At 43.2% G+C, this 12571-nt stretch carries 9 protein-coding genes; 8 read left to right on the forward strand and 1 reads right to left on the reverse strand.

Annotated elements, in window-relative coordinates; translation table 11 throughout:
• The first annotated feature begins 138 nt into the window (after positions 1 to 138).
• From htpG to G3T18_RS25785, 8 genes are all read left to right on the forward strand, one after another.
• Positions 139 to 2106 carry a molecular chaperone HtpG gene (htpG, locus tag G3T18_RS19335; protein WP_224412225.1) on the forward strand — a complete coding sequence of 656 codons (1968 nt, stop codon included), beginning with the start codon at positions 139 to 141 and terminating at the stop codon, positions 2104 to 2106.
• A 90-nt stretch (positions 2107 to 2196) separates the two neighbouring features.
• Complete coding sequence (locus G3T18_RS19340; protein WP_224412226.1) at positions 2197 to 2334, forward strand: hypothetical protein; 138 nt, start codon at positions 2197 to 2199, stop codon at positions 2332 to 2334.
• A gap of 87 nt (positions 2335 to 2421) precedes the next feature.
• Entirely contained in the window at positions 2422 to 2658 is a 237-nt protein-coding gene (rpmB, locus tag G3T18_RS19345; RefSeq protein ID WP_224412227.1) for a 50S ribosomal protein L28, read from the forward strand.
• Between the two features lie 487 nt (positions 2659 to 3145).
• The gene (hpsA, locus tag G3T18_RS19350; RefSeq protein WP_224412228.1) at positions 3146 to 8158 is read left to right on the forward strand and encodes a hormogonium polysaccharide biosynthesis protein HpsA; all 5013 of its coding nucleotides are present in this window, start codon (positions 3146 to 3148) and stop codon (positions 8156 to 8158) included.
• A gap of 2 nt (positions 8159 to 8160) precedes the next feature.
• Complete coding sequence (gene hpsB / locus G3T18_RS19355; protein WP_224412229.1) at positions 8161 to 8883, forward strand: hormogonium polysaccharide secretion pseudopilin HpsB; 723 nt, start codon at positions 8161 to 8163, stop codon at positions 8881 to 8883.
• A gap of 83 nt (positions 8884 to 8966) precedes the next feature.
• Complete coding sequence (gene hpsC, locus G3T18_RS19360) at positions 8967 to 9944, forward strand: hormogonium polysaccharide secretion pseudopilin HpsC (protein WP_224412230.1); 978 nt, start codon at positions 8967 to 8969, stop codon at positions 9942 to 9944.
• Positions 9945 to 9984: 40 nt separating this feature from the next.
• A complete protein-coding gene (locus tag G3T18_RS19365; protein ID WP_224412231.1) occupies positions 9985 to 10632 on the forward strand; it encodes a pilus assembly FimT family protein in 648 nt (215 codons plus the stop codon).
• A gap of 63 nt (positions 10633 to 10695) precedes the next feature.
• Positions 10696 to 11217 carry a pilus assembly FimT family protein gene (locus G3T18_RS25785; RefSeq protein ID WP_318014010.1) on the forward strand — a complete coding sequence of 174 codons (522 nt, stop codon included), beginning with the start codon at positions 10696 to 10698 and terminating at the stop codon, positions 11215 to 11217.
• A gap of 255 nt (positions 11218 to 11472) precedes the next feature.
• Here G3T18_RS25785 and G3T18_RS19375 read toward each other — a convergent pair.
• A partial coding sequence (locus G3T18_RS19375) for a hydroxyacid dehydrogenase (RefSeq protein ID WP_224412232.1) occupies positions 11473 to 12571 on the reverse strand: 1099 nt, incomplete at its 5' end.

Below are 12571 nucleotides of genomic sequence, written 5' to 3' on the forward strand. Positions count from 1 at the left end.
TTTCCGACGATCGCATTCCCTTCTCTTCTGGTGAGGTAGAGTAATCCGTATCTTTTCGGTAGGCAATCCCTGACCTAGAATCGTTAGTACAGCAAGCAAAATTGGTAGTCAAGACACTGAAATAACAAGGAACTAACCATGACTGTTCTCGAAAAAGGCAACATTACTATTCATACTGAGAATATTTTTCCCATAATCAAGAAGTCTCTCTACACTGACCACGAAATTTTCTTGCGGGAATTGATCTCGAATAGCGTAGATGCGAGCGAGAAGCTGAAAATGGTATCCTACGCTGGGGAAGTTAGCGGTGAGATACCCGAACCAGAAATCGAGATTGCGATCGACAAAGATAACAAAACCCTCTCAGTCAGCGATAATGGTATTGGCATGACTGCTGAGGAAGTGAAAAAATATATTAACCAAGTTGCTTTCTCCAGTGCCGAAGAATTTCTGCAAAAATACCAGAAAACAGGCGAACAACTGATCGGACATTTTGGACTCGGTTTCTACTCTTCCTTCATGGTCGCCAAAAAAGTCGAAATTGATACCCTTTCGCACCGAGATGGAGCCGAAGCCGTACACTGGAGTTGTGATGGTTCCCCTGCCTTTGAGTTATCTGTAAGCGATCGCACTCAACCAGGTACGACGATTACTCTTACTTTAATGGACGAGGAAACCGAATACCTCGAACCAGCCCGAATTAAGCAACTCATCAAAAAATATTGCGACTTCATGCCCGTAACCATCAAACTAGATGGTGAGCAAATCAACAAGCAACAAGCACTTTGGAAAAAATCGCCCCAAGACCTTAAAGATGAAGATTATTTAGAATTTTATCGCTATCTCTATCCTTTCCAAGAAGATCCTCTACTCTGGGTTCACCTCAAAACCGATTATCCGTTCCTCCTCAACGGTATCCTCTATTTCCCGAAAATCAAGCCGGATGTAGACATCAACAAAGGACAGATTAAACTCTTCTGCAATCAAGTCTTTGTCAGCGACCATTGTGAAGAAATTATCCCCGACTTCTTAATGCCTTTACGAGGAGTTATCGACAGTCCCGATATTCCTCTTAACGTCTCTCGTAGCGCCCTTACCAACGATCGCACTGTACGTCGGATTGCTGACTTTATCGCGAAGAAGATCGCCGATCGCCTAAAATCACTTTACGACGAAAACCGCTCGGAATACATTCGCTGTTGGCAAGATGTCGGTACTTTTGTCAAGTTTGGCTCTCTCAAAGAGGATAAATTTAAAAAGCAAGTCGAAGATTTAATTATCTTCCAGACTACCGCTAAACTCGGCGCAGACACTCCCCAAGTTGAAGTCCAAACCGAATCCGGAGATGCTTGGGAAGATGCCTCTAATCAGCCAGCAACTGACGCTCAAGGAAACTATTACACCACTCTGAAAGAATACTTAGAGCGTAACAAAGAACGTCACGAAAACCGCGTCTTTTATTGCAACGACTCCACCACCCAAGCAACCTACATCGAACTTTACAAAAATCAGGGTTTAGAAGTCCTTTATATGGACTCTTTCATCGACACCAACTACTTTATCCCCTTCCTCGAACGGGAATACTCTGACGTTAAATTCTCCCGCGTAGACTCAGAATTGGATAACACCCTGGTTGAAGAAGACAAAGCTGGAGAAATAGTTGACCCCAACACTAACAAAACTCGCAGCGAGTCAATTAAAGAGTTGTTTGAAAAAGCGCTCAACAAACCTCAAGTTAACATCAAAACTCAGGCAATTAAATCTGAAGATCCCCAAGGTGCGCCTCCAGCAATGGTTTTACTTCCAGAAGCAATGCGTCGCTTGCGGGAAATGACTGCATTAATGCAGCAGCAAGCAATGGAATTTCCTGACGATCACGTTTTGGTGGTTAATACCGCTCATCCACTGATTAATAATATTGTCGAGATGAGTAAGGGAACCATTATTCAAGGTTCGGGAGAATCTGGCAATAGCGAAATGGTTAACTTGATGTGTCAGCACGTCTATGATTTAGCACTGATGGCGCAAAAAGGACTTAATGCTGAAGGAATGAAAGGTTTCGTCGAGCGATCGAATAAAATGCTGACTAACCTCACTCAACAATAAACCTTCGTAGTGCGGGCATCTTGCCCGCAATTTGTTTCCTACAAACCAATTTACCTGTAGAGACGTTGCAGACAAAGTCTCTACATTTCGGTGAGCGAAGCAAAGGATGACTTGAATACACGAAAACAATTATTTGTCAAGCCCCACCGGAAAACTATCAGTGCGATCGCCAACCGCCCAATTTTTCCTGACGCGATCGCTCCCGATGACTCGGATACACATAAATAACAATTTGTCAAGTTACCACCCCAAACTTTCCGAGCGAGATCCACGCGACCTACAATAGAGTACGAACCTTAATTCAAAGAAAAAACTATGTCTCGTAAATGTATGCTCACCGGGAAAAAAGCCAACAACGCCTTTTCCATCTCTCACTCCCACCGTCGCACCAAAAGATTACAACACGCTAATCTTCAAGAAAAGCGCATCTGGTGGCCCGAAGGCAACCGTTTTGTCAAACTGAAAATTTCCACCAAAGCCCTGAAAACCTTGCAAAAGAAAGGTTTACAAAAAATGGCAGACGAAGCCGGAATCAACCTCAACAAATACTAAAGCAAAGATTAGGGTGCGCCGTAACGCACCCTGATTTTTGGGAAATAATATCTCAGCAGAGAAAATTGAGCGAGAAGTTTTTTTCTCTACGCGATCGCTTTTCAGCTCGATCTGGGTAAGCTAGAGGTGACTGACTAAGATTGGCTAGCGAGCTAATCTTAATTAAAGCAATTGCCAATAAACCTGTAAGTAGTTACCAAGTTAATTTCTATTTCCGGAAAAAAATGAAGAGAGAATCTGGAATTGACCCTGACCAGATTGTTGCTTGATTCAAGCAGAATTTGCTTCGCTCCGGACAAATACCGAAAACAGCAACTAAAAGAAATAACCACTTAGCCGTACACTCACGGTTGAAGCATAACTGCTCAATTGCTATCAAAGAAGAAAGTTGACAGCTTGTGAAACTTTCATAAGCTGGTCGTTATTTTAGAGCAAACTATCTCAAATTCGCAATCGTTATCGAGAAAAAACTGACAGGAAGGTAGCCATGTCTACTCGCAAAAAGCCGAAAAAGCGTTATCCAAAACCGTTCGCTCGGATTTGGCGCATCTTACAAACAGCTATAACAACAATTACCAATCAAATTTTGCCGCGAGCGAAAAAATTTTCTCATCGGAGAAATCGCTCTCAAGCAGGATTTGTCTTGCCCACAGCAGCAATGGTAATTGTCGTAGTAGTGCTATTATCTACAGCCCTACTGTTTCGTTCCTTCGATCGAGGCAAAAATATTAATAACTACCGGGTAAACCAAGAAGTATTAAATGCTGCTTTACCTGGATTAGATCGTGCCAAAGCAAAAATTCAAGCCCTTTTTGAAGACCCCAACTTGCCTCAAGGTACTCCAACAGAAATTGCACTTTCTAACGTCATTGAAGCAAATAAATACACTCTCGAAGACGAAGATCGCTTGCAGGTAAGCTTTGATTGGAACGAGACCAACGGCATTCAAACAAGTAATAATATTAGCGAGACAGAAACCATTAATTCAGCTTGGCGCTTTCCTGTCGATACCAACAACAATGGTCTTTATGATAGTGTAACTCTTTACGGTGTTTTTTATCGCACTCCTCTTTCATCAAATCAAGAATCAGAACGACCAAGAAATCCCTTGGATGCTAGAGGATTACCAATGGAAACCGGTATCTTAAACGATAACTGTACGGGGGCAATCGGAAGTGCAACCTTAGTCGGTAATAACGGTTGGTATCAAGTTGCAGGTCAACTGAAAAAAAGCTTCTTTGTTTATGTAGCTACAGTACCAATTGTTGATGCAAATAACTTTCAACCTATCGGTCAAACCCAAGCACAAAATTACGAACAATATCAGGGAAATAAAGGCTTTTCAGCTTTAGAGTATCAACTCGATAAAGCACGTATTCCTCTCGCCAATAACTCAGTAATCTACGAAGATGACTTAGAAATAAGTTCTGGTGGTGGCGGTTTAACCGTCAATGGACGGGTATTAACTAACAGTAACTTGTTCTACTCCGACGGAGGAAATAGCGCCAACCCAGTTACTTTCAGACAAGTCAGTAGTCCAGAGTCTTGCTTCTTTCAAGAAGAAAACGGCAAAATAATTGTTGGTGGAAATCTCAGTTATGGGAAACCTACGGAAAGAGTATCTAAAGTAAGAGCAGCAAAAGTAGATTTATTTCAAGGAATTAATGAAAACCCCACAGAAGTAGCACTGGAAGATGACCAAGATTCCGTAGATGCTAATTCTGACGACCTTGCTTACAACAACGAAGCATACGAAGCAAGAATCGAGAAATTAGTAGAATTAGCAATGGATCAAGCGGGAAATCTGAACGCACCAAATCTACCTTTAGAAGTACGACAGCGCATACAAGATCGCCAAAACGGACCTAACCCACCGAATAACTTATCACAAGCATATCGAGAAGAATTGGATGCTTACTTTAGAAAACGTACTCGTCGGGTTCCTTTTGCCGAAGTATCATACAATCCGAATAATTCACCAGAAGAAAACGACCCTGAGTTAGAAAATGCTTCGTTACAAATAGATAATAACGACCCGGATACGATGCGACCGCCTAATGCTTGGATTTTTCCTTACGATCCTGGCAACGGAACGCAACAAAACAACTACTCACAATTGGCTTTAAATAAGAATGGAAATAAACTCTTACCACCAGCAACAAAATTCTCGGTTCAAGAAAGAACGGCGATAGAAGAGTTTCTCGGCGATCGCATCCTCGTTGGTAACAATTTACCCGCTCTTTGGTACAAAGACGACGAGTTTGTTGGTGAAGACGAAGAACAAGACATTAGTAACACACAATGGAATAAACCAGATGACGGACCGCGTACTCGGAAAACTCGCGTTACCGAAATTAGTGACCTCGGTGGAATCGATCGCGATCGCTTCTGGGAAACTAAAGCCGCACAACTACCAGAAAATAAACTCGATCCTGTCGGTGGGGTGCGAATAGTTACTGGTGCTGGCATTTACTTACCTGCGGATGATACTACCAACGGATCGCAGATTGTTTGGCCCGACTGGATGCCCGTTATTCCTAACGATGAAACCGATCCCAATGCTATTACATGGCTACCAGACTTAGATGGAGATGGAGATAACGACTTCCCGCAAGATAGCAATGGCGCTCCTTTGCCCTTCTTGCAAATGCGAGCTAGTGTAGTTTATCACTACAGCTATGACGACGATAATGACCCGCAAACTCCTGCCCCTCCCATTGCTTGTGTCAGTAGCTTCTATGACCCGACAAACGCAGAAACAGCGCAAAATACAACAGATGGAGGTAACTCAAATAACGGGATAACCTACGCTCCTCCAAGCAGTGCAGGGCAAGGACAAATGCTAGATTATCAAGCTAGCTTGGTTTATCCCAATGGTCGCCTCGTTAACCCCATGTTGGCAGCAGCCTTGCAAGCTATCGATGATGGTGAAACGCCAACCTTAGCACAACAAGCAGCAATTGATTCGAGTCTTTGCGCTCTACAAATTTTGGCGGGAACCATCAACGAGAGTGAAACACCAACATCGGGCTTCCAGTTGCCAGACGATACGATTAAAGAAATCGCTTTCCTCGATTCACGACAAATCAAGTCGGTAGAAGACGAGTACGATCCAGCTAACAGTGCATTAGGAAACGACTTAGACCCTAACTACGATTTAGCGATCGAGCAGCGCGAACCAATGGAAATTCGTGCTACAGTAATCGACCTCGATCTACTGCGAGAGTCAACAGCGCAAAGCTATTTCACTGGTGTAGACGAATATATGCTACCCAACAGTGGCATTATTTACGCTTCTCGCGATGATGCTTTGCCAGATGCTAGCGACTCAATAAATCCACTTGTTGCTCATTTATCACCGCAAGAAGATGACGATGGTTCAAATCCAGCATTAGCAGCAACAGACTTCAAACTCGATCCTACTCGCCGACCTAATGCGATTATGTTGATTAACGGCGATAAGTTAAGTCGTACTGACGAATTCCGAGAAGAAGAAAAAGGTTTAACCTTAGTTAGTAACTTACCCGTCTATATCCAAGGAGTAGATCCCAACGAGTCCAATACCAGAGGTGGCTTTAATCCTCACCAAGACGATACAGGAAACCCTCAAGAAGAGTTTACAGAGTCCTACGATCCTCAAAATTACAATCAGTTTTACGATCGCTCTAATCTCAACGAAAACTTTGCTTGTCGCGCAAATGACCCTCGACTACCATCAGGATCTTGTACCGATCCTGACCAATGGCGAGCAGCGAATATTCTCTCCGATGCAGTAACTTTACTTTCTGCTGAGTTCCGCGAAGGTTTCCGCAATGAGGGAGACTACGATCTGCGAAATAATCAGATTGATAGTTATGTTCTTGACCTAGATGGTAATCCCGATCTTGGTATAGCTCACGTAGACTTGGATGGTGATAATAATCCTGACTCAATTTCCGCCCGCGATCCAGATGGTGGTAACTTGACTAACGGGAACTCAATTGAAGAACGTCGTTTATTCAATGGCTTCTGGAACAACAACTTTGTTACCAACGGTCTTAGCAGTGGCGTTGCTATTACCGATACAGATGACGATGACGAGATAGACACCAGTGATGATGAATACCTAGATAGCGACTATACAGCTTATAACGCTAACACTTTAAACAGTTCTTACTTCAACAACCTCGTCACTCCAGTACAGCGACGGGCTAACTTCCCAGAGTATCTGATGGAATTTTGTCAAAAGCTACCCGTTTCTGAATGCACCCCACAAGATTGGGTGATTAATACTACAGGAACAAGAGCATCAGATGCTGTAGGTTCAGCACCTGGAGAAGCAGGAACAACTGCACAAACTCCAGACAATCTAAATCTGCAACGTTTGGCTCGTCGGGTTGCCTTCCTGCGTATGACTGCCGGTATTAGTAACCTGCAAGTTAATGGTTCTCCTCCATCTCCAATGCCTGCAAACGATGAACTAATTTTAGATAACAACGAAAACCCAATTCCTCTGGGAATTAACAACAGTGGAGATATAATTTGTCAAACCTATTCAGGAACGGTTAGCTTTACTGACCTTAACGGTAATAACAGAACTTGCAATACTACTGCACCTCGAAATGCAGCCAATGCTCTGTGGTTCAGGACAGTTGACGGTACAGATCCATACACTAATAATGAAGATAATTGGGTGTATCGATCGGACAGACCTTTGTATCTTGCCGATGAGGAGATTTTAAATACTAAGGTTACAGGTTTAGGGCAACCATTGTTAGTACCAGTGTTGCAGCTACAATTTGCCACTGCTACTCCAGGGAACAACCTAATTACCACAGACCCAAAAACAGCCACCAGTTACATTTTCCAAACTAACTGGCTGCCCAGAGCGGCAGGAGATGGCAGTACACCAGGTATATTTAACCTAGTGATGGGAACAGGAGATACGCCAAACCACCCAGATATCTCTAACGTAGGCGGCGATCAAAATGACTTTAATGGTGGACTAGCAAACTTACCCCGCTTCCTAGAAAGTTGGCGTGTAGATATTGGAGACAACTACATTCCCGTACAAATTCGGGGTTCTCTACTCCAACTTCGCCGCAGTCGCTATGCAACAGCACCATTCCGACCATTAATAGAGCCTACCTGGGACGACACTTTTAATCGGGTTAAAAACGGTAATGGTGGTAACGGCGGATTGTTTGGTTATGTTCAAGGTTACGCCTATAACAACCAATATCTATTTGACCAAACCAGACTACCTTACTACGTTGCCCCGAAACGGGATTTCGGTTTTGATGTCGGTGTTCTCTCTCAACTTCCGGATCTATTTTCGTTACAGTTCACCGTACCGGAAGCTGATGAGCCTAATGAGTTTTTCCGAGAAGTAAGTCGCGATGATGAGTGGGTACAAGCACTGCTCTGCGCGAAAGTAGATCGGGATGGAAACAATCCACCTAATGCCATTAATGACGAAGAACGTCCGACAACTTTCTGTCAAAACCACACCGGAGGCTAATTATGCACAAAGCTAAACTGAAACAAAAGTACGTCCAATCCAGTGAGGCGGGTTTAACGATTGTTGAATCTTTGATGGCAATCATCGTCGTAGGTTTGATGATTACCTTGATAGCTCCGGTGGTGGCTCTTTCTGTCGCTAACCGGGCGCAGGCGAAGCGTAAGGAAATTGCGATTAATGCAGTTAAATCTTATATCGATGTTGTGCGTACTGATGAAGATTTAGAGGGAAATCCTTATCCCTATTCGCCACCAATTTCAACCAATACACTTACTGATGTTCCTGCTCCGAGTACCAACGAATTAACTGGTGATTGCACGATCGCTGGGGGAATTTGTAAGAACCCGCCAAACGATTATGCACTTTATTGTGTCGATGGCAATGGTGACAACCAGTGTACCACTGATAATTGGGTAGATGCGATCGTCCAAGCTGCTGGATCGGTGGGAAATATCGAGGGACAGAGCAATATTACCAATCCCGAACCCGAAGATGGTTATCAGTTGCTGGTGCGTGTCTACAGAGCAGATGCTTTCGCCGAACAGGGAACTCTAGAAGCAGATAACACAGCAAGTAGTTTTGCTACGGGAATCAGGAAAAATGCACCCCAAGAAGTAGCAATCACTGAGATTCTTACCTCAGAAACTAGCTACTCAAGTTTGTGCGAGCGCATAAACATAGAAAGAGAAGGTAAGTGCGCGCTCGGTGGTGAGGAGGAAGAATAGTGAGTTAACTACCCCACCTTGACAAGTTGGGGTGGGGTAGAGCAAAAACTAGAAGCCGAAAAGCAAGAGTTGAAGGAAAGAAAATGACAACAATCAAATTTTTGCTGGTAGCGTGGCTGAAGCGCTCCTCAAAAGCAACAAAAACTGGCGGTTTCACCCTTATCGAATTGTTAATTGCGATCGTCATGGCAGTGCTAATTATTACACCCTTAATGGGAGTAGCGATTAGCATCTTGGATACTAACCGTAAAGAGCAAGCACAGGTAACTTCCGAGCAAGAAGTCCAAGCAGGATTAGATTATATTGCACGAGATTTACAGCAAGCAATATACATTTATGATGCAGATGGAGTCGCCGCAATTCGAGATCAAATCCCGACCGATGACGACCAAGAACCAGTTTTGGTATTTTGGAAACGTAAAGTAGTTCCCGATTCGCTTCCTTATGGTCGTGATGCTAATGAATGCTGTAACGATGCTTATGTTTATTCGTTAGTAGTCTACTATTTAATCAAAGATAACAACCAAACTTGGTCGAATACAGCCCGGATTGCGAGATTTGAAGTTTCTGATGGGGTAATAGATCCTTTTAGCGATCCCGACGATCCTGAATATCTGGACGATTATCCCAAAGATGAAGGCTTTGCTTCCTTTAACCTAAATGAATTTGGCGACATAGCGCTGAATATGAATAATTGGCAGAATGGTGGCAATTTCGAGAATCCAACTATGGTACTAATCGATTATGTGGACGATACCACGATCGCCCAAAATAGCGATGTTCCCCAGGAAGCTTGTCCCGCTAACGATCCTAACGATGAAAACGATGGTAACTGGCAACAAGTTCCTGACTACGATGCAGCAGAAGTAGAAAATAAATTTAAGACTTATAGTTTTTATAGCTGTATTTCTAGTTCTCGAAACATCGCTAAAGTATTTATTCGCGGCAATGCACTTGCTCGCATTCAACAAAATAATTATGATTTTCAGGCAAACAGAACTTCTTCTTATCCAAAAGCAAGAGTAGAAGTGAGAGGAACTGGAAAGTTAAGAGGACAATAAAGCTGATTTAGGGCTAAAAAAATTAGAGGGGAAAGGAATTATGTTAGCTGTGAGAAAAAGGATACAGCAGTTAAAACAGCAAGCTAACCGAGTTGAGAATTTATCTGCTGCTAGCGATCGCGGTTTCACAATGATCGAATTAATGGCAGTGGTGATTATGGTTGGCATTTTAGCAGCGATCGCCGGTCCGAGTTGGATTAGCTTTATGAACCAACAAAAGCTGAATACTGCTAAAGACCGAGTTTTTTGGGCAATGCAAGAAGCTCAAAGCAATGCTAAACGCGATAAAGAACGTTGGCAAGTTAGCTTAAAAAATAGTAATAACGATGTTTTGTTATATACAGTTCACTCAGCAGTTTTTCTCGACGGTAACGGGAATCCGACTGAATGTCCTGATGATGACTTCGACTGGCAGGTAGCTAATCAAAACATTAAAATTGATTCGGCTAATACTAATTTACCAAGCAATGGTTCCAATTGTTGGCGAGCGCAATTTGACTATGAAGGTTTGCCAATAGACGCAGACTCAACGATAGGAGAAAATGGAAATTATGCGAATACAGAGAATAATGATAACGGAAAAATAACTTTAACTTTGAACAACGGTAACGAAAGCAAAAAAAGTTGCGTGATTGTAGAAACTTTAATTGGGGCTTTACGCAGCGATCGCAATCAAGGCTGCGAATAACTATATGATTAGCTAGAAAAGAACTAAGTATAATTCAACTGGGTGTCTTCTACGCTATAGTCAATGAAAAATAGAGAAGTTTTTCCTTCTGCGGCTGGTTTTACCCTCATCGAAGTTTTGGTAGCGGTTGCCATTATGGGAATTTTAGCCGCGATCGCACTGCCAAGCTGGCTCAATTTTATCAGTAAACAGCAGCTAAACGTCGGTAGCGATCGGCTTTATTGGGCAATGCGCAAAACCCAAAGTAACGCCAAACGCGATAAACTTACTTGGAATTTCAGTATTCAGGAAAAAGATGGAGTCGTTCAGTACGCTATTCATCCTGCTAGTGTTGAGCCAGTAAATGCTATTTGGCAAAATTTAGATAAAAATATTATTCTCGAAAAAAGTACGTTTTATCAATACCCACAAACTAGCGATCTGCAAGTAGTTTATCGCGTACAATTCAATCACCACGGTAACACCAACGGTCGTTTAGGCAAGGTAATTTTAAGACATCAAAACCTCAATCAAACCCAAAAATGCGTAATTGTCTCTACCTTAATTGGTGGGATGCGTACTGCAAAAAATAAGGATTGCAATTGATTGGGTATTGGTGAGGAGGTGACTGGGGACTGGTGAGTGGTAAGTAGATGGGCTTAATTAGAAAAATAGTTACTCAGTTGCGATCGCGTTCCACTCCTGAAAAATGACGTTCGTAAATTTCGCCGTAGTTACCAACTTACTCGATGACGTTTACAGCGAAGTCGTCAGGTAGCCCCAGAGCGGCTCCTAATTCGCCTTCCAAGCCTAGGAAACGACGGATGCCGAAGTCTATTTCTTTATGCTGGACAATCTCTGCTAAGCAATAATATCGTACTTTTCAAGGTCAATGGCACCTTCGACAGGTCTCCCTGCAAAAAAATCCTCCAAAGCTTGAACCGTACTCTCTCCTATTCGTGCGTATCCATAATAACCACTTCCCGCCAAATGGGGCGTAACGATTACATTTTTCAAAGATAACAAAGGATTGTTCTTAGGCAGAGGTTCTTCTGTTGCAACATCGATCGCCGCTGATATTCGTCCCGTCTCAAGCTCAGCAATAAGCGCCTGCTCATCCAAAATAGCCCCACGAGACGTATTGATAAACACAGCTCCATCTTTTAAGGCTCTGAAATGAGCGCGGCGAATCATGGAGCGGGTTTCTGGGAGCAAGGGTGCGTGAACGCTGACAATATCGGATTGAGAGAAGACATCCATCAGCTCCACCTTTTTAACCTTTAGAGTCTTCGCTTCGTTTTCCGTAAGGTAGGGATCGAAAACTAGCACTTTTGTATCGAACGGTCTCAGCAACTCGATGACCTTCCTACCAACCTGACTTGCCGAAACAATGCCTACCGTACTCCCTGTGAGATACTGAGCATTCGGTCTCAGCATTCGATCGGGCCATCCATCTCGGGCACTGCGAATCATCAAAGCACGGTCGAAGATTTTTCTGCTTGCCGCGATCGCCAGACCAATCGTATGTTCTGCGGCATTGCAAGCTATAGCCCGATTTGCACTAAAGACGCAGATACCTCGTGGAATAACATATTCATAAGCGCATTCGAGTAACATTCCCTTGACACTTCCTGCTGAATGCAAAATAATTTGCAGCGAGTCTGCTCGCTCGAATACTTCACGAGAAAGTCTCGGAGTACCCCAGCCAGTAATCAATGCCGCAAAACCGGGAATAGCTTCGGCCACCTGTTCGCTGGTACAATTGCTTTCTGAACCACTTGCAAGCTGAGTAACATCGAATTGCTCGTTAAGCCGTGAAAAGACTTCTTCACTAAAGACCCTCTCAGTATGAATCTTATTGGGTAAGTACAACACCTTAGTGTTCTTCGTCGAGATCGTCATTCTCTCATCGCTCCTATTTTTAAATCCCCGAAATCTACTGTAGTAAGGTGAAAAGGGG

The sequence above is a fragment of the Oscillatoria salina IIICB1 genome (genome assembly GCF_020144665.1).
Lineage (GTDB): Bacteria > Cyanobacteriota > Cyanobacteriia > Cyanobacteriales > SIO1D9 > IIICB1.